Source organism: Mucilaginibacter rubeus (assembly GCF_003286415.2).
In the GTDB taxonomy this organism is placed as follows: domain Bacteria; phylum Bacteroidota; class Bacteroidia; order Sphingobacteriales; family Sphingobacteriaceae; genus Mucilaginibacter; species Mucilaginibacter rubeus_A.
The window spans coordinates 498,882-524,540 of record NZ_CP043450.1; the positions used below are offsets into that span (position 1 = coordinate 498,882).

A 25,659-nucleotide genomic window follows, 5' to 3' on the forward strand; every position below is an offset into this window, starting at 1 on the left:
GATATCTTGTCGTCAGAAAGGCGCATAAACCCCTCCCTGCCAACACGCAATCCTAACGCGCCCCTCCCAGGGGAGGGAATTGTCAATTCATGGGCTATTACTCTTGGGAAAGAGGGAGGGCTGTGTTTCCCTTTTTTTAAGCTAATCGCCTCATTGCTGCTTCTACTCCTTTTTTCCAATAGTTACCTTTTTGCACAGCGTAAAGATGTTTTATTAAATACCAACTGGAGAAGCATCGCCGATGATAACAATCCAAAAGCTAATGCCGGTTTTGAAAAAGCCGGTTTTATTGATGCCCAATGGCAAAGGGTAAACGTACCTCATAACTGGGACACTTACGGAGGCTATCGCCGCCTCAAACATGGCAACAGGCACGGCACCGCGTGGTACCGCAAAATATTCACGCTTGAGAAAAAACAAAACGATAAGCGGTATTTCCTGTGGTTTGAGGGGGTAGGCTCTTATGCTACTATTTGGCTCAACGGAAAGCAGGTTGGGTACCACGCCGGCGGACGTACGTCTTTTACTATTGATGTAACAGATGCTATCAAAGCAGGCAAACAAAACCTGTTATGCGTCCGGGCAGATCATCCTTCGTTTATTAAAGATCTGCCCTGGGTTTGCGGCGCCTGTTCAGATGATCCGGGGTTTTCGGAGGGTTCGCAGCCAATGGGGATTTTCAGACCGGTGCATTTGATGGTTACAAACGCTATCAGGATTGAACCCTTTGGCGTACATATCTGGAATGATACCACCGTTCGCGAAAAATCAGCTACACTTAACCTCGAAACTGAAGTTAAAAACTACAACGGTAAGCCATCTGCAATAACCATAATAAACAGCATGGTTGATGCCGGTGGTAAAACTATCGCGCAAGCAAAAACAAATAAAATATTAAAAGCCGGTGAAGTTAATACGGTAAGTCAACAGTTTGCCGATGTTAAAAATGTACAGCTTTGGTCGTTGGAGAAACCTTACCTGTACCATGTAATAACAGAGGTTTGGGCCGATGGAAAATTGATCGACAGGATGCAAACACCTTATGGTATCCGGTGGATTAGCTGGCCCATTGGCAGGAATAATAACGACAATCGTTTTTACCTCAATGGAAAGCCTGTTTTTATCAATGGCATTGCCGAGTATGAACACCTGATGGGAAAAAGCCAGGCTTTTGAAGCCCAGGAGATCAAAGCCCGGGTAATGCAGGTAAAGGCCGCCGGTTTTAATGCTTTCCGGGATGCGCATCAACCACATAATCTTGCCTATCAGGAGTATTGGGATAAGCTGGGGATTTTATGGTGGCCGCAGTATTCGGCGCATATCTGGTATGATTCGCCGGAGTTCAGGGCCAATTATAAAGCTTTATTGGTTGACTGGGTTAAGGAACGGCGTAACAACCCCTCGGTTATATTATGGGGCTTACAGAACGAAAGTAAGCTACCTGCTGACTTTGCCCGGGAATGCAGCGACATTATCCGCAAGCTTGATCCTACGGCTTCGTCGCAACGCAAAATAACAACCTGCAACGGCGGTGAAGGTACCGATTGGGACGTGCCTCAAAACTGGACAGGCACTTACGGCGGTAATCCGCTTACTTACGGCGAAGACCTAAAAAAACAAATATTAGTAGGTGAGTATGGGGCCTGGCGAAGCCTTGGTTTACATACCGAAGGGCCTTTTGATGCAAACGGCCCGCTAAGTGAAGACCGTATGACCCAGCTGATGGAAACTAAAGCCCGCCTGGCCGAGTCTGTAAAAGATCAGGTAGCGGGCCATTTTCAATGGCTGTTATACTCGCATGAAAACCCCGGAAGAACGCAAGGTGGCGAAGGTCAGCGCGAGCTGGACAGGGTTGGTCCTGTTAATTACAAGGGTCTGTTTACACCCTGGGGGCAGCCAACCGATGCTTTTTACATGTACAGGGCCAATTATGCGCCAAAAGATAAGGAGCCGATGGTTTACATTGTATCGCATACCTGGCCAAACCGCTGGTTGGCTCCCGGCAAAAAGGATAGCATAATTGTTTATTCCAACTGCGATGAGGTTGAGCTTTTTAATGATGTCAATCATGCGTCATTAGGCAAACGAAAACGGCAGGGTATCGGCACACATTTTCAGTGGGATGCTGTAGATATTAAATACAATGTGCTGTATGCTGTGGGATATGTTAATGGTAAGCAGGTAACGCACGATGAGATTATGCTGAACCACCTGCCGCTGGCACCTCATCTGCCCAAAGAGAATCCAGCTATCCTGAAACCGGAAGCCGGTTATAACTATTTGTACCGCCTCAATTGCGGCGGACCGGATTACACCGATATCTATGGCAATACCTGGATGGCCGATAAGCATCAGGATAATAAAGAACAGCCCGGCTCTACATCGTGGACGGATGATTACCCTGGTATGCCTGCATTTTTTGCCAGTCAGCAACGCACTTTTGACAGGATCAGCAATACTGCGGATGGGGGGTTGTTCCAGACTTTCAGGTATGGTTTGGATAAACTGAAATTCAATTTTCCGGTACCGGATGGCGATTACCGCATCGAACTATATTTTACCGAACCCTGGTATGGCACAGGTGGCGGGGTAGACTGCTCGGGCTGGCGTTTGTTTGATATAGCGGTGAATAATAAAACCATGATCCGCAATCTGGACATCTGGAAGGAAGCAGGCTATGCTGAGGCGCTTAAGAAAAGTATCACCGCGCACGTTATGGGCGGGATGCTAACCATATCTTTTCCAAATGCCGCGGCCGGCGAAGCTATCATATCAGGCATAGCTATCAGTACTTTAAATAAGGTTACAAAGCCAAACCAGTCGGGCAAAGGGATAATCGGCCAATTACAAGGCAATAGTAAGTGGGCGATAAAAAACTGGATGGACATCGGCCAAAAACAATACACCGATGCCGGGGTAAGCTTTAATGATCTGCCGCCGATATTTTACGGTGCAGATTGGATAAGTACAGCAAATTCGGTTCAAGGGCAAACAGGCTCGTTTAGTTTGAATGCTGATGCTGACGTATATGTTGCCATGGACAAGTCAGCATCGGACAGGACAGATTGGGTTGCCGGTTATGAAAATACCGGTTTATTTGTAAAAAATGATGCCGATGGGCGGCATCAACTGTCTGTTTACAGGAAGCGTTTCAGAAAGGCTGATGTAGTTACGTTGGGCGAAAATAAAGGCAGGTTCATGTACACCGTGGTGGTGATGCCTGTTACTTCGTTGCAACCGGCTACTGATCTTCGTAAAACCGTAAGCTATAAGGCGGAGACGGCTGAAATAAGAGGCGAGGGCTTAAAAGCCGATACCCTGAACGGAAAGAAAGTAATTAAATTTAGCAGTGTGGCAGGTGGCAGTGTGGCATTCGCGTTAACACCGGGTGTTGCCGATCTGTATGCCTTACGCATAAAATATTATAACCTGAGCAATCAAACTTTTACGGCAAAAATGCAATTACTGGCCGCCGATGGTACGGTGATGAAGGAGGAAGAACTGAGTTTTAAACCGGTTGCCAAAAATAAATCGGGCACGGTTACAACTAATACGGGCACAAGTATCAACGCGGGTAATTATAAACTGGTAATCACAGGCATTAAGGCCGATGGTTTAGCTGTTTCGGGTATCGAAATGCAATAAAATATTAACATGAAGAAAAGTATCTGCCTATTGTTTTTGTTACTGCCCTTCGGCGTTTTTGCTCAAAGCCTGAAGGTGTTAAACCTGCAATGCGAGTATAAAACAAACCCGCTGGGCATCGAATCGCTTAAGCCAAAGTTGAGTTGGCAAATGCAAAGCGATGCCCGCAATATAATGCAAACCGCTTACCGGGTTTTGGTGGCCGATGACGCTGCTAAGCTGGCAAACAATAATGCGGATGTATGGGATTCGGGCAAGGTTTCATCCAGCGCATCTTTACAGGTTTCCTATAATGGCAAGCCTATGCAGGCCGCAAAAACTTATTACTGGAAGGTGATGATTTGGGATAATCATGGCAAAGCATCGGCCTGGAGCAATATTACCAATTGGCAAATGGGCCTGCTCACAAAAGCCGACTGGCACAATGCCGAGTGGATTGCTTACGATAAACTGCCTGATTCATCGGCCATTGTTCCCTTTTATCATGGTAAAGGTCCCAAAAAGTTGGGTGCTGCCAATGATGTTTTGCCTTTAATGCGTAAGGGTTTTAATGTTAATGGCAAGCTAAAAAAAGCCACGCTTTATTTATGCGGATTGGGGCATTTTGAGCTGAGTCTGAATGGTAAAAAAGTAGGAGATCATTTCCTTGATCCAGGTTGGACAAAGTATGATAAACAGGCCTTGTATGTGCCTTTTGATATCACTGATCAGCTTGTTTCTGGTAAAAATACCATTGGCGTAACGCTGGGCAACGGGTTCTACTATATCCCGCGCGATAGGCGTTACCGAAAGCTCACCGGTGCTTTCGGATATCCCAAAATGATTTGCCGTTTGATGTTAGAATATGACAAGAGTAGGGTAGATAATGTGGTTAGTGATGGCTCATGGAAAACAACTCCTTCGCCGGTTACTTTCAGCAGTATTTACGGCGGAGAGGATTATAACGCCAATCTTGAACAACCGGGTTGGGATACCAACAACTTTGATGATTCAAAATGGCGCGGCGTGGTTAAGGTAGATGGCATACCTGAGCTAAACGCGCAAATGGCCGAGCCTTTGAAAATTATGCAGGAGCTGAAACCGCAAAGTAAAAAGCAACTCGCTAATGGCGCATGGATCTATGATCTTGGTCAAAACTTTTCAGGCATCCCACAGATCAGCGTTCAGGGCAAAAAAGGAGATACCGTACGCATTATCCCTGCCGAACTGGTTAACGAGGATGGTAGCGCCAACCAGAAAGCATCCGGCAGTCCGCATTATTATAGCTACGTATTGAAGGGTAACGGCATTGAAACCTGGCATCCTCTGTTTACTTACTACGGTTTCAGGTATTTGCAGGTGCAGGGCGCGGTTCCCCAGGGTGAAACCAACACATCGCAGCAACCCATAATTGTTGATGTTAAAGGACTGCACACCCGTAACTCAGCAGTAACAGTCGGGAATTTCGCCTGCTCAAACGAGCTGTTTAACAAAACTTTTAAATTGATTGACTGGGCCATGAAAAGCAATATGGCCAGCGTATTTACCGATTGCCCTCACCGCGAAAAACTGGGCTGGCTGGAAGAAGCGCACTTGGTTGGCAGTTCGCTGCATTACAATTACGATATAGTTGGGTTGGCACGTAAGTGTATCAACGATATGCGTATTTCCCAAACCGAGGATGGGCTGATTCCCGAGATTTCGCCCGAATATGTAAAGTTTGACGAGCCATTCCGCGATTCGCCCGAGTGGGGGAGTAATGCGGTGATCCTGCCCTGGTACGTGTTCCAATGGTATGGCGATAAGGAAGTGCTTACGCAAAATTATGATATGATTAAACGGTACCTGGCCTATCTCGACAAAAAATCAAAAAATCATTTATTGTACCAGGGCCTGGGCGATTGGTATGATCTGGGCCCAAACCCTCCTGGTGTTTCGCAATTAACACCTCAGGGCATTACGGCAACCTCGCTTTATTATTACGATCTGGATATAGCCGCCAAAATAGCTACCCTGCTTGGCAAAAACGATGATGCCGTATCATATAAAAAGGTGGCTGCTGAAGTAAAGCAGGCTTATAATAAAACATTTTTTAACGCTGAAACAAAGCAATATGGCACCGGCAGTCAGGCAGCCAACGCCATGTCGATTTATGCCGGTTTGGTTGAGTCACAGTATAAAAAAGCTGTGGTGAACAATATCGTAAAAGATATCCGTGGCCGTGGCAATGCTCTTACCGCAGGCGATATAGGTTATCGTTACTTGTTGCGTGTGCTGGATGATGAAGGCCTTTCGGATGTAATATATGATATGAACAGTCGTGCCGATGTGCCGGGTTATGGTTATCAGTTGGCTCATGGCGCTACAGCCTTAACGGAATCATGGGCGGCGCTGCCTTCAGTGTCCAATAACCACTTTATGTTGGGGCACCTGATGGAATGGTTTTACAGCGGCCTTGCAGGAATCCGGCCAACTGATGATGCCATCGCGTTTAATAAAATAGAGATCAGGCCGGAAGCGGTGGGCAATGTAACCTGGGCTAAAGCCAATTATCAATCGCCCTATGGCAATATTTCGAGCAGTTGGGCGAAGGGGAAGGGGCAGTTTAAACTGGAGGTGAGCATCCCTGCAAATACAACTGCGAGCATCTTTATGCCTGTGAAAAATAACGCAGCTATTATGGTAGACGGGCAAAATATTAAAACCCGTCATGATATCAAATTTATAGGCTATCACGATGGGAAAGCTGAGATCAAGGCAGGTTCAGGCAACTATACATTCATCGCCAAATAAAATATATAAAAGCTAAGGCCAAACGCATAAAGCTGAAACAGGGAAATCGCTTTTAAACAGGAGGCACCTACGGAGCCAATACATATCTGTTGGTTTTGCTATAAACATGTTACTCCTACGGAGTTATAATTATACTTTTTTAAACTCCGGAGGAGTAACATGTTTGTAGAAATGAAAATCGAAGAGGATTGGCTCCGTAGGTGCCTCCTGTTTACTACAGATTTTAAAAGCGATTTCTCTGAAATCTAATGAATTGATTATTAGTTTGGGGTGATGGTTGTATGTGAAATTAATTAATAGACTTTATTTAAAACAAAATATGAAACACATTTTCAAATCATCTGCATTCTTTGTTTGTGCTTTCTTAATGCTGAAGGCACATGCCCAGGATGTACCCGAAAAGGTGATGAAAGGCATTTATGAACAGGTAAAAACGCCCTATAAATATGGCCTGGTGATAGCGCCGGAAGATAATAGTCAAAAGGCCGATTGTCCTACGGTTTTTCGCCAGGGCGATAGCTGGTATATGAGTTATATTATTTTCAATGGCAGGGGCTATGAAACCTGGCTGGCCGATAGTAAGGACCTGCTGCACTGGAAAACCCGTGGTAGGATCCTGTCGTTCTCTGACGATACCACCAAATGGGATAACAATCAAAAGGCGGGTTATGTAGGTCTGCAGGATTACAAATGGGGTGGCTCATACAAATTGCAGCAGTATAATGGCAAGTATTGGCTATCGTACTTCGGCGGACAAAGCAAGGGGTATGAAAAAGGTCTGCTATCTATAAGCGTAGCTTCTACTGATAAAGATCCGGGTACGGTACATGAGTGGCAAGGCTTAGATCATCCGGTATTATCAAGCATTGATAAGGATGTAAGCTGGTGGGATAACCATACGCAGTATAAGCAAACCGTAATCTGGGATAAAAAGAAGCTGACAGGTCACCCTTTCATTATGTATTACAATGCCAATGGCGACAGCGTAAATAAAAAACGTGGTGCCGAGCGGATTGGCATGGCCGTATCTGATGATATGCTGCATTGGAAACGCTTCGGTAAAGACCCGGTGTTGAATCACGGCGACGGTATCACCGGCGATCCGTATATCCAACAAATAGGAAACGTATATGTAATGTTCTATTTCGGAGCGTTCTGGAAGACTGGTGACTCGGGCGTATTTAATCGCTTTGCCTGCTCGTATGACCTGGTACACTGGACAGACTGGACAGGCGAGAAGCTCATTCAATCGTCCGAGCCTTATGATAATATGTTTGCCCATAAATCGTGCGTGGTGAAGTATAAAGGCGTAGTTTATCACTTTTATTGTGCCGTAAACAAAGCCGATCAGCGAGGTATAGCAGTTGCTGTATCAAAAGATTTGGGTAAAAGCGAGCTCAACTTTGTAGCGCCGCCTGTTAAGAAAAGCAAATCGAAATAAATGAGGCTACGTTATTTATATACGCTGTGTTTGGTGTTTTTCACGGCCGGTTTTGTATCTGCCCAAAACATACGCAAAACTGAGAGCTTCAATGCCGGCTGGAAGTTTTTTTTAGGCGATGATAGCGTTGCTAACGCGATAAAATATGATGATAGTCACTGGCGGAAACTCGACCTTCCGCATGATTGGAGCATCGAAGGTAAATTCGACAGTAAAAACCCCTCCACACAGGCTGAAGGTGGATTGCCAGCCGGCATTGGCTGGTACCGTAAAAACTTTCTCATCCCGGCATCATCAAAAGCTAAAACTATTTTGATTGATTTTGACGGTGTTTTTCATAACAGCGAAGTTTGGATCAATGGCCATTATTTAGGTAAACGACCTAACGGTTATATCTCATTCAGGTATGATTTAACGCCTTACCTCCAATTCGGCACACAACAAAATGTTATAGCTGTGAGGGTGGATAACAGCGATCAGCCTAATTCGCGCTGGTATACCGGTTCGGGCATTTACCGTAATGTGTGGCTGACGACCGTCAATAAAATTCATCTGCCACAATGGTCATCATTTATCACTACACCGCAGGTTGATCATCAAAATGCGGAGATCAGTATTCGCACGGTTTTGCCGGGTTCCATAAACTCAGGGTTTAAGCTTAAAGCTTCTGTTCTGGATGATCAAGTTAAGGTTGTCGGATCTGTCATAACACCAATAACCGATACCGTAATTCAGCAAAGTATTCGGTTAAGTAATCCTCAACTATGGTCGGTAAAACATCCTTACCTGTACAAAGTAAAATTGCAGTTGATAGCTGGTAATCGGGTTATTGATGATTATACTACTACCACAGGCATTAGGTATTTTAATTTCGATGCAGATAAAGGTTTCAGTCTAAATGGTGAGCCAATGAAGATTCTTGGTGTTTGTCTGCATCATGATCAGGGGGCTTTGGGCACGGCTGTTAATACACGCGCTATTGAACGACAATTGCAGATATTGAAGGATATGGGCTGCAATGCCATCCGTACCTCACATAATCCGCCAGCGCCGGAGTTACTTGATCTGTGCGATAAAATGGGTTTGCTGGTGATGGATGAAGCCTTTGATATGTGGAAGAAGAAAAAGAGCAAACACGACTATCACGAAGATTGGGACGAATGGCATGTGAAAGACTTGCAAGACCAGGTTTTACGCGATCGCAACCATCCATCCATTTTTGCCTGGAGTATCGGCAACGAGATCAGGGAACAATTTGATAGTACCGGCGTGAGCATAGGCCGAGAGCTGGTGAACATTGTAAAGCAGTTGGATAATACCAGGCCTGTTACATCGGCTTTGAGCGATGCGGATCCTAAAAAGAATTTCATTTACCAGTCGGGAGCGCTTGATCTGGTTGGCTTAAACTACCACCAGGAAGTATACGCCGATTTTCAGAAAAACTATCCCGGGCAAAAGTTTATCGGCACCGAAAACATGTCGGCCCTGGCAACAAGGGGACATTATGATATGCCCTCGGATAGTATCAGGCGCTGGCCAAAAGATGGTAAAACTCCTTTGAAAGATGGTAATGCCGATTTTACGGTATCATCTTACGATAATGTTTCGGCCTATTGGGGTTCAACGCACGAGGAAACCTGGAAGATCATCAAAAAACATGATTTCCTTTCAGGCCTTTTTGTGTGGACAGGATTTGACTACATTGGCGAACCTACTCCATACCTGTGGCCTGCCCGCAGCTCATATTTTGGCATTGTTGATCTTGCCGGCTTCCCCAAAGATGTTTATTACATGTACCAAAGCGAGTGGACAACCAAGCCTGTTTTACACCTGTTACCGCACTGGAACTGGAAGCCTGGACAGATAATTGATGTTTGGGCCTATTACAATAATGCCGATGAAGTGGAAGCTTTTTTAAACGGTAAATCGATAGGTGTGAGGAAGAAAATCGGCGATGACCTGCATGTGATGTGGCGCGTTAAATACGAGCCGGGAGTGTTAAAAGCTGTATCGCGCCGCAACGGTAAAGTGGTTATGACCACGCAGGTGGTTACAGCAGGCGAGCCTTATAAAATACAGTTAAAAGCAGATAGGGATAAGATTAGCGCAGATGGCAAAGACTTGTCATATATTACCGTATCTGTTCTGGATAAAAACAATGTACCGGTGCCTGATGCCAATCAGTTGGTGAAGTTTAAAGTGTCCGGACAAGGTATATTGAAAGGAGTGGACAATGGTTCGCAAACCGATCTGGATCCGTTTGTATCTGATCAGCACCATTTGTTTAACGGCTTGGGGTTGGCAATTATCCGATCTAAATCTGTCGCTGGTAAGATTACTGTTAGCGCTATTGCTGATGGGTTACAACCGGCCAGATTAGTTATTCAAGCCAAGCGTTAAGCAGTTATTTATTCATTGCCGTTAACGAAAAAAAGGCAGGATTGTGCGATTCCCCTCTTGAGAGGGGCGGAGGGGTGTGTTTCTGCATTGATAGGTACATAGCAGAAACACACCCCTGCTATCACACGTTCCTACGCGCCCCCTCTCAAGAGGGGAATTTTAAAATCTACAGCCGAGCGGCGGCGTTTTTTGTATTTCTAATAACTATTGCCTCCAGCCGGGTGGTAGCGCTTTATTTATTGAAGATAATATCCTACAATAGCAGGAGAAAATATTACAGTAAAGGTTACCCGTGGTGCGTTAAATTTGTTATACAATTTTAAACCACAATACTAATTTTTACCGTACTACCCGATTAACGCATGAAAGTGTTGCCTGTGTTAGATTTCGCGATTATAGGTATTTACCTTATAGCTATGGTACTGGTTGGTTTTTATTTTTCGCGTAAAAATAAAAATGCCGAGCAGTTCACCGTTGCTTCAGGTTTAATACCCGGCTGGGCCATCGGTTTATCAATTTATGCCACTTTTTTAAGCAGTAACACCTTTTTGGGAGTACCCGGCAAAGCTTACGGGGGCAACTGGAACGCTTTTGTATTTAGCTTGTCCATGCCATTTGCAGCATGGATAGCGGTTAAATATTTTATACCATTTTATCGTAACACCGGTAATATATCGGCCTATACGCATTTTGAAAAACGCTTTGGTCCCTGGGCAAGGGTTTACGCGGTTATATGTTTTTTGCTTACGCAGATAGCCCGCATGGGATCCGTGTTTTTCGGCATTGCATTGAGTTTGCAGGCGCTTACCGGGCTCTCTATGAAGACCATCATGATCGTTATGGGCATCTCCATCATATTGTATACCGTATCCGGAGGGATCAAGGCTGTGATCTGGACGGAGGTGGTACAGGCTATCATTAAAACTTTAGGAGCTTTGCTGATCATTTACCTGGTGATAAACAGTATCCCCGGCGGCTTTGATAAGATTGTAGAAATTGGCAAAGCCGATCATAAATTTAGTCTTGGCAGTTTTTCGCTTAACCTCACCGAGCCGACATTTTGGGTGATCCTATTCTACGGGTTTTTCATCAATCTTAACAATTTTGGGATGGATCAAAACTATATTCAGCGTTATCATGCTGCTACATCTACTAAACAGGCGGCCAAATCGGTTTGGCTTTGCGTTGGTATTTATGTACCTGCATCTTTTCTGTTTTTTGTAATAGGCTCATGCTTATATGCTTACTACAGTCAGCATCCGGATCTGATCCTGAGCCTTAAACACCAGGTAGCCATTGAGCGCCTGCCTGCTACGGCTTCGGCAAATGAGGTTTCGGCATTTATAAGCAAACTTACGCCTGCTGATTACGGTGATAAGATCATGCCGCATTTTATGGTTACCAAAATCCCGGCAGGGCTGGTTGGCGTTATTGTGGCAGCTATTTTATCGGCCGCTATGAGTACCATCAGTTCGGGCATGAACGCCTCAGCTACTGTTTTTACCATCGATATCTATAAAAGGTATTTTAAGCCACAACTCAACGACAAAAATACTTTGAATGCCCTGCATATTGGCACCGTACTTTTCGGGTTCGCGGGTATGGCGGCTGGGATAGCCATGATAGGGGTAAAGAGTATCCTTGATTTGTGGTGGCAGCTTTCGGGCATTTTTGCCGCGGGTATGCTGGGCTTGTTTTTGCTGGGCATTATTAGCAGGCAAACCCGTAACCATGAAGCCATTATCGCCAGTATTATTGGCGTTTTAGTGATCCTTTGGCTTACTTTTCCATCGCTCATTCCGGAACAGTATGCCGCTCTCCGCAGCACGCTCAATACCAATATGATCATTGTTGCGGGTACGCTTGCCATATTTTTAACAGGAATATTTTTAACCAAAACCAGGCAGTTAACAGTTTAATCATCATCAAATGGAACAATCAAAAAAGGGTTTTATCCCGGTAATGTTAACGCCTTTTAAAGATAACGGCGCGGTTGATTATGTAGCCCTGACCCGCCTTACCGAAATGTATTTACGCGCCGGCGCCGCCGGTGTGTTTGCCAATTGTCTCTCAAGCGAAATGTTTGAACTGAGTGGTGAGGAGCGGCTGGCCATTATCAGGCACGTGGTTGAAACTGTTGACGGCGCTGTGCCCGTAGTTGCTACTGGAACCTTTGGCGGCCCGGTTGAAAAGCAAGCCGATTTTGTAAAAAGAGTTTATGATACAGGCACTTCGGCGGTAATTGCCATCTCAAGTTTATTGGCCGATGCCGATGAACCCGATGCGGTATTTAATGACCGCGTGTTTGATCTCTTCGATCAAACCAAAAATATTCCTTTAGGTTTTTACGAATGCCCGGTGCCCTACAAAAGGTTATTATCGGCAGAGCAGCTTCATCATTTTGCAGCCACCGGCAGGATAATATATCATAAAGATACCTGCCTGAATCTTGACATGGTAAAACAGAAGCTGGAGGCGAGCAAAATTAACCCAGCCTTTGGTTTGTATGATGCTTACATGGTCCACGCGGTAGAATCGCTGAAAGCCGGTTCGGCAGGATTGTCATGTATTCAGGGTAATTTCTTTCCGGAGCTTATTGTTTGGTTATGTGATCATTATGCAGATGAATCGCGTCAGCATGAGGTTGCTATGGTGCAGGAGTTTTTAACCGAAAACATGGATGTAATGCACAATGTATACCCGGTTATCGCAAAATATTATCTTACCAAACGGGGTCTGAAAATATCAACTATCACCCGGCGCGATGTTGGTTATTTTTCACCCGCTATCCGCAATAAGATCGAAGATCTGCATAGCAATTATACAATGTTGCGAAGCGAGATAGGTATATATCAATATTAAGTAAGAGGCTGTTTAAAAATAAAAAAACGTCATTGCGAGGTATGAAGCAATCCCCAACAGGCAGAGAGGCTATGTAAATCCGCCCTGTAAAGTAGGGGATTGCTTCGTACCTCGCAATGACGTTGGAGGATATCAATTTTATTGAATCGTTTTAAAAAACTTTTAAGAATTTTCGCTTTGTTACTTAAGGGTTCAGTTGACGACTTAAGACTTAACCAAATCAAGCAGACACCGCCTGTTTTTGCCCTTTGATGTAACGGCGTTTATATTCAAGCGGTGTCATCCCGGTAACCCTTTTAAAGTGACGGTAGAAGTTAGAGATATTGTTATAACCGCATTCAAAACACAAAACTTCGGTAGGCAGCTTGTCCTCAATCAAAAAGCGACAGGCATGACTGATCCTGATCTCGGTTAAAAAATCAAAGTAAGTTTTCTTGGTCATCAGTTTAAAATAGCGGCAGAATGAGGTAACGCTAAGATTGCCGATAGCTGCTATTTTCTCCAGGCTGATCTCCTGCTTATAGTTGGCCAGTGTATATGAACATACTTTATTGAGGCGGATGGTATCCGATTCGTTGGATTGGTGGAAGTCGCTGTGCGATAGCGTTATCGGTTCAAATTCTTCATTTTCGGCAAGCACTTTCAATATCGATAACAGGATAATGATCCTGTCGAGGTTGGTTGCTTCAACAGCCTGGCGCATCAGTTTGGCCAGTTCGGTTTTTGCTTCGCCCTTAATTACCATACCGCTTTTGGCTTTTTCAAAAAGCTTGGGCAGCATGTAGGCTTCGGGTAAATTTAACAAGTAACGGCCAAGGCAGTCGGGCAAAAAATGAATCACAATCACTTCAACGTTCAATCCCGAATCGGGCAAAAAATATTCGTCCTTGCAGCGCCAGCAGTGCGGCAGGGCCTCACCAAGTAAAGTAATTTCGCCTGGCGAAAAATTGCTGATATTATCACCGATAAACCTAACCCCTTCGCCCTTTATTACGTAGTGCAATTCAAGCTCAGGATGGTAATGCCAGATACCCCTGAAGGTGGGCAAAATATCATGCCTGATACTGAATGAATTTTGCGGTTTTACCGCAACCTTAAGGAAATGGGGCTTCATTTTATAAAAATCAATAAAGGTTAGCAGATCGGCAGGCGATTAGGTATGCGCCGCTTCGGTTTATATTTTTAAAAGTAACAATTTTTAATTAAACCCTATTTGCGACAATGTAATTTTCTTTTGACAAAAATTTAGCTTTACAGGAAAAATGGGTTATGGTAAGATTGTATAATAAATAGATAAATACAAATAGGAAACGCAAAGCCTAACACGTGATATTTGTTCAAGCAACTTGTAAATCAGGCTGCAGGATACCAGGAAATATAAACCAATAAAATTAATTATACTTTTTATCAGGCTTTTAGAACTGACAAGATTTTAACATTTAATTAATTGTGATATAAACAATTAATTGCGTGAAAAACGGCAGTATTCTATGAATTTTTGAGAGGCTTTTTAAATAAGCTGTATAATATTTTAACCAATTAAAACCACCATGAAGCACTTTAAATACATAGCCCTATTGTTATTATCAGTTGCAGGCAGCACCGCTTTTGCACAGGCCCCTGCTGATAACAACTACATTAAAGTAATAACCGAGCGCTCAAACAAAATTGTTACCGGGGCAGGCATTACCGATTCGGTAAAATTTAAGAAAGTGCGTGATATCGTGGTTGCACAATACAACGATTTAAACACAGTTTACGAAGCACGTAAAACAAAAGTAAACGATATTAAAGCGCAAATGCCAGATGATAAAGCAGGTGCTAATACTAAAATAGCCCTTATAGATACCGATGTGGTAAAGCAGGTTAAAGTTTTACATACTGCATACATCAAGAACTTAAATAAAGAGTTAAGTGCCGATGAGGTTGATAAGATAAAAGATGGCATGACTTACCGCATTTATCCAATCACCTACACCGCTTACCAGGACGAAATCCCTAACCTAACCGAAGATCAAAAAAGCAAGATTAAAGGCTGGCTGCTGGAAGCACGGGAAAACGCCATTGATGCCGAATCATCGGAGAAAAAACATGCCTGGTTTGGCAAATTTAAGGGCCGCATTAATAACTACCTGTCTGCACAGGGCTACGATATGAAGAAGGAGGGGGAAGAATGGCAAAAGCGCATCAAGGAGCGACAGGCTGCAAAGCAGTAATTTTTGAACTAACCTAAATATCCCCGGTATCATGATATAAGCTTTAGCCGGGCAAACCAATTATACCAATTAATTAACCTGATCATGAAAATTAAATTATCAAGTTTATGAGAAAACTTTTCCTCTTACTTTCGGTGTTGCTGTGTTTAGGCAGCGCGCTAAAAGCCCAGGATCGTAACATAACGGGTGTCGTTACGGACGAGAAAGGTGCTCCGCTGCCAGGGGTTGCTGTACAGGTAAAGGGCAGCAACACCGGTACATTAACCAATGCCGATGGTAAGTATTCACTTAAGGCTACCAACTTGCAAGCCATTGTGGTTGGAGTTAAATTTCTGGGCTATAACTACCAGGAAAAAGCCCTGAAGATTGGCGAAATGAATGCCGACTTTAAAATGTTGCCATCACAAAACGCCCTTGAGGAAGTGGTTGTAGTTGGTTACGGCACCCAAAAGAAAATTCATTTAACAGGCGCTGTTGCCCCGGTTGATATGAAAACCATCCAGGATATCCCTACTACCAACCTTGCGGCAGCATTGCGCGGAACTAACGCGGCAGTTAGCGTTACCGGTGGTATAGCAAGGCCGGGTCAAAGCGGTACTATCACTATCCGTAACCCGGTTTTCCTGGCCAAAAATGGTGGTAGCACAACTCCCTTATATATTATTGACGGAGTACAACGTACCGAAGCCGATTTCAACCTGCTTGATCAGAGTGAGGTTGAAAATATTTCGATATTGAAGGATGCAGCCGCTGCTATCTATGGTATTTTAGGCGCGAATGGTGTTATTGTGGTAACTACCAAACGCGGTCAGGCAGGTGCACCTAAAGTGAGCTTCAGTTCATCAGTAGGTGTTGCTGATGCTATTCAGTTACCGAAAATGATGTCGGGGGTTCAAATGGCTACTTATCTGAATGATATTGAGCAAACAAGGTATAACCACACCATTACTCCCGAAGGTTACATCAACGGCGATTTAAGCAATAAAGACTTAAAATATTATACGCCTGATGAGCTGGAGTACTTTAAAAACAATAACCAAAATTTCCTGGAACAGGCATTTAAACCGGCCGTAACCACCAGGAACGCGCTTAGCATAACCGGCGGTAATGATAAGGTTACATATTTTGCAGGAGCCAATTACGTAAACCAAAATTCAAACTTTAAAGGTGTAAATACCAACCGTTTTGGCTTTAGGGCCAGTGTTGATGCTAAAGTGGCCAAAGGTTTAAAACTATCGTTATCATTGAGTGAGGATCTTGCCAAAAGTAAAATATACTGGTATAAACTGGCAAGCACCAGCGAAAGCCCTGATAACGACTTTCTGTCGCTTAACCAGGCACCACCATGGCAAAAATATTTTATCGACGGGCATCCTGTATACTTAGGAACCAGCAATAACGATAACCTTAACTTTTTTGCTGTTCAAAATTCAAATAACTACACAGGTAACAATAATACTGTATTTAATGGTTTAGCCAATTTGAGTTACGAAATTCCGGGCATTAACGGGTTAACCGCCAATGTAAGCTATAACCGTAACATCAATAACGCTTTTAACAAGCAATATGGTTCAACATTTTATTACAACCAATACTCTGGCGAAGGCGATAACAACCACATCCCGGGAGGCACTGTGGTAGGTGTAAAAGCCATCAAAAATGGTGACAAGGTTCGTCTTACACCATCATTGGCTGATAATTACCAATTTAACGCTAACCTGACATACCACAAACGCTTTGGCGCGCATGAAATTACCGCCCTTGCGTTGTATGAACAGTATGAATCATACAGCGAAGGTGTTGCAGCTGAGGCAGACGGTGTAATTGTAGGCGGAAAAGACAATCAGACCTTCACCATCGGTGATCAATCATCAAACCAGGCTACATTGGTTAAAGAATATGGCCGTAAAGCGGTTGCAGGCAGGATAAACTACGCTTACGCTGATAAATACCTGGTTGAACTGGCCATGAGGGCCGATGCCAATACCAACTTTGCACCAGGCCACCAGTGGGGATATTTCCCTTCGGCATCGGCAGGTTGGGTAATTTCGAAGGAGAACTTCTTTAAATCAGTAAGCTTTGTTGACCTGTTGAAATTCAGAGGTTCGGTAGGTTTGTTAGGTTCTGATAATACACCTTCATTCCTGTACGCAGTTAACTACCAGTTTGGTACAGGTAACAAGGGCGGTGCGGTTTTCGGCGGTAATGGCGATAGGGGACTGGGCGCGTTGTTAAACATCGCTATCCCTAACGTTAACCTAACCTGGGACCACGACTTGAAAACAAACTACGGTTTGGACGCGGCTTTCCTGAATAACCGTTTATCAGTTTCGGCCGATTATTTCTGGGAGCATCGTTATGATATGTTAGCTTCATTGAATACCTCGGTTCCGGTAACTATTGGCGCCGCGCCATCTGCCGAAAACTATGGTATCATCAATACTTTTGGTTATGAAATATCGGTAAGCTGGAAAGATAAAATAGGATCAAACTTTAGCTACAACTTCAGCCCGTTCTTTTCATGGAGCGATAATAAATATATCAAATATGATATCGCTGCCGCGCAGGTTGGAACCATCCAGGATTTGACAGGCAAATCTGGCGACCCAGGTACATTGGGCTACAAATCCTTGGGCATCATCCGTACCCAGGCTGATGCCGACGCGATCATTGCTGAAAGAGCTGCCGCTGCCGGTGGCGCGCAAAACGTTAAGATCTTCGGTTACACTCCGGCTCCTGGTATGATCAATTACGTTGATAAAAACGGCGATGGTATCATCAAGCAGAATGATATTAACGATCAGTTTTATTTAGGTCATAAAGCCAACAACCACTATAATCTTGGTTTAAACTTAGGTGGTTCATATAAAACACTAAGCCTTAATGTGGTAATGGGAATGAGCTGGGGCGGTACGCAATCAATTGAGAGCGCGGCCATTAAACAGGGTACGGCTAACCAAAACAGACCGGTATTCTGGGCCGATCACTGGACCCCGACTAACACAAACGCAAGATATCCGGATCCATACTATTCAGATGATGTAAGTGCTACAAGTGATTTCTGGTTTGTTAGTCCGTTCACCTGGAATATTTCCAGCGCTAACTTAAGCTATACCCTGCCTGCCGGTTTAACCAAAAGGCTTGGCATGTCAAGCATAAGGGCATACGTGGTAGCAACAAACCCTATCAACTTTGTAAACCCTTTCCCTGATCATTACCGTGATATTTCATCACCATTTGGGGCATATCCCAACTTACGTACAGTATCTTTTGGTTTAAACTTAGGCTTCTAAACTTTGAAAGACATGAAATTATTTAAAACCATATTTGCAGCTTTGATCGTATCAGCCCTGTTTACAAACTGTAAAAAGGTGCTTGATAAGGAGGATCTTACCCATAGTACTCCCGGTCAGGTGTTTAATGACTCAACAGTAGCCATACTAAACATAAATTACCTTTACACTGCCAATCAGCCCGGCTGGTTTGGCGATACCGGCGGCGCCCTTGGTGGTGGCGGCGATAAATGCGACGAGTTTTACAGCGATAACGCGTACGTAAAAGGTACCGTTACTACCGAAACCGTTGGCGATATCGGTACATCGGTAAACATCAGTAATAACTACGGCCGCATCCGTAACATCAACCAATCCCTGCAGGACCTTGATGCCAGTACTTTACCGGCATCAACCAAAAACAGGTATAAAGCACAGGCTTATTTCTGGCGGGCCTTCAGGTATTTTGATCTGGTAAGGTTATACGGTGGTGTTCCGCTGGTATTAAAACCGCTGGATGCCATTGGTCAGGACGCTAAAAACGCGGCTTTATTGCCTCGTAACAAAACTTCAGAATGCTTTAACCAAATTGTAAGCGACTTAGACAGCTGTATCAAATACCTGCCCGCCAAATGGAGCGGAAGCGACTACGGCAGGATCTCATCGGCTGCGGCCGCGGCTTTCAAAGGCAGGGTATTGTTAACTTATGCAAGCCCTCAGTTTAACGCTAATAATGATGCTGCCCGCTGGCAAGCTGCTGCTGACGCCAATGACAAGGCCATTCAGATACTTAATGCCAATAACTATGGCTTAAACCCATCATATGATAATATGTGGTTTACCGAAAGCAGCAGCAACCCTGAAGCTATTTTGGTTACGGGCTATAACACATCAACAACCGATCAGAACCAGAATAACAATACGTACGATAATGCAACCCGTCCGGCTTATTTAGGTACCAAAGGCGGTTCAAACCAGCCAACCTGGGATATTGTAAAATCATACCCGATGCTTGATGGTAAAGCCCCTGGCGCGTCAACCAAATACGTTTATGATGATTCAAAGTTTTTTGCCAACCGCGACCCAAGGTTTAACAAAACCATTGCTTACAACGGTTGTAACTGGCCTATAAACGGTAATACCTCATACCGCCTGTGGACTTATTTTTACTACAACAAGGCAGATGGCTCGGGTGTTAAAACTACCGAACCTACATCGGCAACCGGTTCAGGCTTTTACTTGCGTAAAGCTATCGACCCCAACATCAGCGTATCTAACGCGCAATATGTGGGTACCGATTGGATGGAGATCCGCTATGCCGAAGTGTTGCTTAACCAGGCCGAATGCGCCGCAGCGTTGGGTAACGTAACTACCGGTTATACCAATATTATAGCTATCAGAAAACGTGCAGGCATTGAAGCCGGTGGCGATAGCCAATATGGCTTAGACGCGGGCATGAGCCCAGATCAGATGATCACCGCTATCATGAACGAGCGTAAGATTGAGTTCGCCTTTGAGGGTAAACGTTACTGGGACCTTCGTCGCCGTAAACTGCTTGAAAGCACGCTGAACGGAACAAAAAGAACCGGTTTGACAGTTACCCTGAACAACAACGCGAGCGCTAAAGATTATATCACCGGTACACGCGATGCCTCGGCAGCTGCATCTTTAGATGCCCTGTACAGCACCTCATTCACAGTTAAAACCAAAGCTTTAGATTCATACAACATCGCGGTTCAGGCAGGTGATTACTTTTTCGGGATCCCTTCGGCAGCGTTGTTAAACAATATCAATTTACAACAAAACAACACTTGGGGTGGGCCGTTTGATCCGCTTCAATAATAAAATTAATGGAACGATGGGTGCCTGCTAATCACTCAGCAAAAAGAATATTATCGATACAAATATGAAAAAACACACAGCTTTATTTTTAGTAGCAGCGGCATTGGGTTTAGCTAAACCGGCTTTTGCCCAGTACCCTGAAGTGCCGGAGAAGGTTAAAGCAGAGAGTGAAGCTTTGATGAAAGAGGCTACCCGTCGTTCAGATTCAGCATGGGCGGTTGCACTGCCCATTATAAAAGCCGATCAAAGAAAAGGCAAGGTATATGTACCGTGGGCCGCGCGCCCAACCGATTTGCCGCAGGCTAAGATCCCGGCTTTTCCGGGTGCCGAAGGTGGTGGTAAATTCACTTTTGGTGGTCGTGGCGGTAAGGTGTATGTAGTTACCAGTTTGGAAGATAATGGCCCCGGTACTCTGCGCGAAGCCTGTGAAAAAGGTGGTGCCCGTATCGTGGTATTTAATGTTGCCGGTATCATCCGCATCAAAACACCGATCATTGTGAGGGCCCCATATATTTCCATTGAAGGACAAACAGCGCCAGGTGATGGCGTTTGTATTGCCGGGGAATCATTTTGGGTAAATACACATGATGTGGTTATCCGCTACATGCGTTTCCGTCGTGGCGAAACCAATGTTGGCCGCAGGGATGACGCTTTGGGTGGTAACCCGGTTGGTAACATCATTGCCGATCACGTTTCTGCAAGCTGGGGCCTGGACGAGAACTTCTCTATGTATCGTCACATGTTTGACCCTGGTGACGGCTCAAAAGAAGAGAAATTGGGTACCGTGAATATCACCATCCAAAACTGTATCTATTCAGAATCACTGGATTACTGGAACCATGCTTTCGGTTCGACAACCGGGGGCGAAAACAGCTCATTAATGCGTAACCTTTGGGCTGATAATACAGGCCGTAACCCATCTGTAGGTTGGAATGGTGTTTACAACTTTGTAAACAACGTGGTATTTAACTGGCACCACCGTTCAATGGATGGCGGCGACTATACTACCAACTACAACGTTATCAATAACTATTTTAAACCGGGTCCGGTTACACCAAAAGATGAGCCGGTAGGCCACCGCATCCTGAAACCGGAATCGGGCAGGAGCAAACTGAAGGAGAAAGTATTCGGCAGGGTTTATGCCTCTGGCAATATTATGGAAGGTTATCCTGAAGTAACTAAAGACGCCTGGAACGGTGGTATCCAGGTTGAAGGTGCCGGTGGTAAAGAATTGCCTGATGCAGGTGAATATAAAGATTACATGAAATCGGATGATCCGTTTCCTATGCCTTCAATGACGATCATGTCGGCAAAGGATGCTTTCAAATTTGTTGTGGCAAACGCCGGAGCAACCCTACCCAAACGCGACCCCGTTGATGTGCGCATCACCGAGCAGGTACGCACCGGTAAAATTACTTACAAGGAAATGGAAACCGATACCGCTTACCAGTTTAAAGTGCGTAAATTACCTAAAGACTCGTACAAGCTGGGTATTATCACTGCTCCATGGCAGGTGGGTGGCTACCCTGAATACAAAGGCACGCCTTACAAAGATTCGGATCATGATGGTTTGCCGGATGATTGGGAAACCGCTCATGGCCTGAACCCTAAAGATGGTAAAGACTCGGCCTTGCCTGCAAAAAATGGCGGTGGTTATACCAATATCGAAGTATATTTAAATACAGTAGCCGCTAAAGGCGAAAAGAAATTGGCTTCGTTAAAGTAAAGAGATATAGAAAGCCTTGAAGTCATTTGCGCCGTTTATAAAAATCATTGCCGTTGGTTTTAACCAACGGAATAATAAATGGAAACAAAGGGCTTTAGCCCAAATGACAATGCATAATTTGGCTGAAGCCCGGATTTTTTAGCTTCTATAACCGTTGGTTAAAACCAACGGCAATGAAAAAAATTACATTTTAAACAACTGCTATAATGCGGGGATTGAGGTTTTCAAGGATTTATATTTGGGTTGGTTTAATGACTGGGGGGATGCTTATGCATTCCCCCTTATTTGCACAGGATAAGAAAAAAGCCCCTAAACCACAGCCGCCCGTTACTGCCGATAAAAACGGCAAGCTAACTTACGCAGTTGCCCCAAACGGCGACCGTATTCCTGATTATTCATACTGCGGGTACATGGCTTCCGAAAAGCCCATCCCTTTTGTGCCTGTAAAAGTTGTAGTACCTGTAAAAGCAGGTAATGCTACACTGAGGATCCAGGCCGCTTTAGATTATGTTGCCGGTTTACCTGCCGATAAAGACGGATTTCGTGGGGCGGTTCTGCTCAACAAAGGCACTTACCAGGTTAATGGTAGCCTTAAAATAAATGCATCAGGCGTTGTTTTACGTGGAAGTGGGATGGGAGCTAACGGTACCGTACTATTCGCTGCCGGAACGGATAGGGAAACTTTTATCCACGTAGCCGGTAAAAATGACCGGAAAACATCCAAAGAAATTAAAATTACTGATGCTTACGTACCGGTAAACGCCAATACGGTGCATATTGCGGATGGCGCGGATCTTAAAACCGGCGATCCGGTTTTAATCCACCGTCCAAGTACACAGGCCTGGATAAGTACCATCAAAACCGATCATTTTGGTGGCGACCTAACCGCCTTGGCCTGGAAACCCGGCGAACGTGATATTTACTGGGACCGTAAAGTAACCTCGGTTGATGGCAACACCGTAACCCTTAATGCGCCCTTAACAACAGCTTTAGATACTACTTACGGAGGGGGCTTAATAGCAGCCTACCAATGGCCTGGCAGGATCGCGCAGGTAGGTATCGAAAACCTAAAACTACAGTCGGCTTATAACACTGCTAATGCCAAAGATGAAGCTCACCGCTGGATGGCTATCACCATGGAAAACGTAAGCGATGCCTGGGTGCGGCAGGTAACGTTCGAACATTTTGCAGGCTCGGCGGTATTTGTTGGCACTACCGGTAACCGGGTTACAGTTGAGGATTGTAAATCGCTCGCGCCAGTTTCAGAAATAGGCGGACAGCGACGAAACACCTTTCTGACTATGGGCGGGCAAAACCTGTTTCAGCGTTTATATTCTGAGCAGGGATTTCATGATTTTGCCACCGGGTATTGCGCGCCGGGGCCAAACGCATTTGTGCAATGTATGTCGGTAGGTTCGTTGGGTTTCAGCGGAGGTATTGATAGCTGGGCTTCGGGCGTTTTGTTTGATATCGCAAATATCGACGGGCAGCCCCTAAGCTATATGAACCGCGGACAGGACGGGCAGGGTGCCGGATGGAGCGCTGCCAACAGCCTGTTCTGGAATTGTACAGCAGCGCGCGTTGATAATTACCAGCCGCCAACTGCTCAAAACTGGGCTTTTGGTACATGGGCGCAATTTGCAGGCGATGGCTATTGGAGCACACCAAACAGCACCATAAGCCCACGCAGCTTTTACTACACCCAATTAGCTAACAGGCTTAACAAAGATGTAAGCAAACAAGCCGATATCTTGTATCCGGCCACTGAGCCATCAAGCAGCCCCACAGTTGAGCAGGCTGCCGAGTTAATGGCTGCTGCCCGTAAACCGGCTGTAACCATCAGTAACTGGATAGATCAATCGCCAAAAAGAAATACAATTAGCGTTGAGTCGGCTGGTGCAAAAACTATTGATGAAATTGGATATAAAGCCATCGCACCGAAAAGTTTAGCCCCTAAAATGACTGTTACCAACGGTTGGTTAACCCGTGGTAATGTTGTGCTAACCGGGAAACATTTTGAAACACCATGGTGGAATGGTACGGTTCATCCGGATTATACGGAAAAAGAGGCCAAGCCAGCTATCTCCCGTTGGGTACCCGGACAAACCGGAACCGGTTTAACTGACGATCTTAATGCGGTAACCGATTGGATGAAGAAAGATAATATCGTGGTTTTTGAACATAACTACGGTTTATGGTATGATCGCCGTCGTGATGATCATGAGCGCATTCGCCGGATGGATGGTGATGTTTGGGCACCGTTTTATGAGTTGCCTTTTGCCCGCAGTGGTAAAGAACTGGCTTACGATGGCTTAAGCAAATACGATCTTACTAAATACAATACTTGGTACTGGAACCGCCTTAAACAATTTGCCGATTTGGCCGATGAAAAAGGTTTGGTACTGGTTCATCAAAACTACTTTCAGCATAATATCATTGAGGCAGGAGCGCATTACACTGATTTTCCTTGGCGTACGGCCAATAACATCAATGGCAGTGGTTTTCCCGAACCCGTACCTTATGCCGGTGACAAGCGCCAGTTTATGGCCGAGCAGTTTTATGATGAAAACGATCCTTCTCGCCGTAAGCTTCATATCGCTTACATCAACAAATGCATGGACAACTTTGCCGGCAATACTGGTGTAATCCAGCAGATAGGGGCAGAGTTTACCGGTCCGTTGCATTTTATGAAGTTTTGGGTAGAGACCATTAAACAATGGGAAACCACGCATAAAAAGAAACAGATCATAGGTTTAAGCGCCACAAAGGATGTGCAGGATGCCATTCTTGCCAACTCGGCGACAGCTTCGGTGATCAACGTAATAGATATCCGTTACTGGTATTACCAGGCCAACGGAACGGCTTACCAACCTGAAGGTGGTCAGAGCCTTGCACCACGCCAGCAGGCCCGCATTTTAAAACCAAAGGCAACATCATTTGAGCAGGTTTATCGCGCGGTTCACGAGTATCGCGCCAAATACCCTGATAAAGCGGTATTGTTTTCTGCTGATGATTATGACCGTTTCGGTTGGGCTGTTTTCATAGCCGGTGGCTCATTGCCTGTGCTGCCTGCTAACACTAACAAAGCTTTCCTGGCCGATGCAAGCAGTATGAAACCTGCCGATCTGCCGGGTTCGCCTAAAGATCAATGGGGATTGGCCTCATTAAAAGGGTATATCGTTTACAATGGTGGAAGTAATGCTATCCATCTTAATTTATCAGTGGGTACCACATATAAAGCACAATGGATTGACCCAAGAACTGGTGAACTTTTACCCGGTAATGAAACGATAAAAGGTGCCGGGAATACAGAAATTAAAGCGCAAGGTAATGAGGCTGCTATTTTGTGGCTAAGCAGAAATTGAATGATTGAAAAATATAAATAAAAAGCGGGGGCTCGCGCGATTCCCCTCTCGAGAGGGGCGGCGGGGCGTGTTTAACCAAGCGATAATAAACGCGTGCGAAACACACCCCTGCCAATGC

The 25,659-nt window shown here is 44.9% G+C and carries 12 protein-coding genes; 11 read left to right on the forward strand and 1 reads right to left on the reverse strand.

The features are described from left to right. The first annotated feature begins 153 nt into the window (after positions 1–153). The 6 genes from DEO27_RS02140 to DEO27_RS02165 all read left to right on the forward strand — a co-directional run bounded on the left by DEO27_RS02140 (position 154) and on the right by DEO27_RS02165 (position 13,120). Complete coding sequence (locus tag DEO27_RS02140) at positions 154–3,645, forward strand: malectin domain-containing carbohydrate-binding protein (RefSeq protein ID WP_223818133.1); 3,492 nt, start codon at positions 154–156, stop codon at positions 3,643–3,645. 9 nt (positions 3,646–3,654) lie between these two features. Further along, the gene (locus DEO27_RS02145) at positions 3,655–6,417 is read left to right on the forward strand and encodes a family 78 glycoside hydrolase catalytic domain (RefSeq protein WP_112569282.1); all 2,763 of its coding nucleotides are present in this window, start codon (positions 3,655–3,657) and stop codon (positions 6,415–6,417) included. Between the two features lie 319 nt (positions 6,418–6,736). After that, a complete protein-coding gene (locus DEO27_RS02150; RefSeq protein ID WP_112569284.1) occupies positions 6,737–7,858 on the forward strand; it encodes a glycosylase in 1,122 nt (373 codons plus the stop codon). After that, the gene (gene galB / locus DEO27_RS02155; RefSeq protein WP_112569286.1) at positions 7,859–10,258 is read left to right on the forward strand and encodes a beta-galactosidase GalB; all 2,400 of its coding nucleotides are present in this window, start codon (positions 7,859–7,861) and stop codon (positions 10,256–10,258) included. 362 nt (positions 10,259–10,620) lie between these two features. After that, complete coding sequence (locus tag DEO27_RS02160; protein WP_112569288.1) at positions 10,621–12,177, forward strand: sodium:solute symporter; 1,557 nt, start codon at positions 10,621–10,623, stop codon at positions 12,175–12,177. Positions 12,178–12,187: 10 nt separating this feature from the next. Then, positions 12,188–13,120 carry a dihydrodipicolinate synthase family protein gene (locus tag DEO27_RS02165; RefSeq protein ID WP_112569290.1) on the forward strand — a complete coding sequence of 311 codons (933 nt, stop codon included), beginning with the start codon at positions 12,188–12,190 and terminating at the stop codon, positions 13,118–13,120. A 220-nt stretch (positions 13,121–13,340) separates the two neighbouring features. On the opposite strand, the gene DEO27_RS02170 is transcribed toward DEO27_RS02165, so the two are convergent. Beyond that, positions 13,341–14,234 carry an AraC family transcriptional regulator gene (locus DEO27_RS02170; protein WP_112569292.1) on the reverse strand — a complete coding sequence of 298 codons (894 nt, stop codon included), beginning with the start codon at positions 14,232–14,234 and terminating at the stop codon, positions 13,341–13,343. 436 nt (positions 14,235–14,670) lie between these two features. Between DEO27_RS02170 and DEO27_RS02175 the strand changes: the two genes are divergently transcribed. The 5 genes from DEO27_RS02175 to DEO27_RS02195 all read left to right on the forward strand — a co-directional run bounded on the left by DEO27_RS02175 (position 14,671) and on the right by DEO27_RS02195 (position 25,541). Next, on the forward strand, positions 14,671–15,336 hold the full coding sequence (locus DEO27_RS02175; RefSeq protein WP_112569294.1) for a DUF3826 domain-containing protein: 666 nt from the start codon (positions 14,671–14,673) through the stop codon (positions 15,334–15,336). A gap of 107 nt (positions 15,337–15,443) precedes the next feature. Continuing rightward, the gene (locus DEO27_RS02180) at positions 15,444–18,629 is read left to right on the forward strand and encodes a SusC/RagA family TonB-linked outer membrane protein (RefSeq protein WP_112569296.1); all 3,186 of its coding nucleotides are present in this window, start codon (positions 15,444–15,446) and stop codon (positions 18,627–18,629) included. 12 nt (positions 18,630–18,641) lie between these two features. Further along, positions 18,642–20,450, forward strand: coding sequence for a RagB/SusD family nutrient uptake outer membrane protein (locus tag DEO27_RS02185; RefSeq protein ID WP_112569298.1), 1,809 nt, complete (start codon positions 18,642–18,644; stop codon positions 20,448–20,450). 64 nt (positions 20,451–20,514) lie between these two features. Continuing rightward, on the forward strand, positions 20,515–22,176 hold the full coding sequence (locus DEO27_RS02190; RefSeq protein WP_112569300.1) for a polysaccharide lyase family 1 protein: 1,662 nt from the start codon (positions 20,515–20,517) through the stop codon (positions 22,174–22,176). A 269-nt stretch (positions 22,177–22,445) separates the two neighbouring features. Further along, positions 22,446–25,541 (forward strand): DUF6298 domain-containing protein, encoded by a 3,096-nt coding sequence (locus tag DEO27_RS02195; RefSeq protein ID WP_146749996.1) that lies wholly within the window; start codon positions 22,446–22,448, stop codon positions 25,539–25,541. Positions 25,542–25,659 lie beyond the last annotated feature (118 nt).

Excerpts from the sequence above, each read along its gene's own strand:
- DEO27_RS02185 (WP_112569298.1), top strand. The coding sequence starts at position 18,642 with ATGAAATTATTTAAAACCATATTTGCAGCTTTGATCGTATCAGCCCTG.
- DEO27_RS02170 (WP_112569292.1), bottom strand. The coding sequence starts at position 14,234 with ATGAAGCCCCATTTCCTTAAGGTTGCGGTAAAACCGCAAAATTCATTC.
- DEO27_RS02145 (WP_112569282.1), top strand. The coding sequence starts at position 3,655 with ATGAAGAAAAGTATCTGCCTATTGTTTTTGTTACTGCCCTTCGGCGTT.
- galB (WP_112569286.1), top strand. The coding sequence starts at position 7,859 with ATGAGGCTACGTTATTTATATACGCTGTGTTTGGTGTTTTTCACGGCC.
- DEO27_RS02160 (WP_112569288.1), top strand. The coding sequence starts at position 10,621 with ATGAAAGTGTTGCCTGTGTTAGATTTCGCGATTATAGGTATTTACCTT.
- DEO27_RS02150 (WP_112569284.1), top strand. The coding sequence starts at position 6,737 with ATGAAACACATTTTCAAATCATCTGCATTCTTTGTTTGTGCTTTCTTA.
- DEO27_RS02165 (WP_112569290.1), top strand. The coding sequence starts at position 12,188 with ATGGAACAATCAAAAAAGGGTTTTATCCCGGTAATGTTAACGCCTTTT.
- DEO27_RS02190 (WP_112569300.1), top strand. The coding sequence starts at position 20,515 with ATGAAAAAACACACAGCTTTATTTTTAGTAGCAGCGGCATTGGGTTTA.
- DEO27_RS02195 (WP_146749996.1), top strand. The coding sequence starts at position 22,446 with ATGCATTCCCCCTTATTTGCACAGGATAAGAAAAAAGCCCCTAAACCA.
- DEO27_RS02180 (WP_112569296.1), top strand. The coding sequence starts at position 15,444 with ATGAGAAAACTTTTCCTCTTACTTTCGGTGTTGCTGTGTTTAGGCAGC.
- DEO27_RS02175 (WP_112569294.1), top strand. The coding sequence starts at position 14,671 with ATGAAGCACTTTAAATACATAGCCCTATTGTTATTATCAGTTGCAGGC.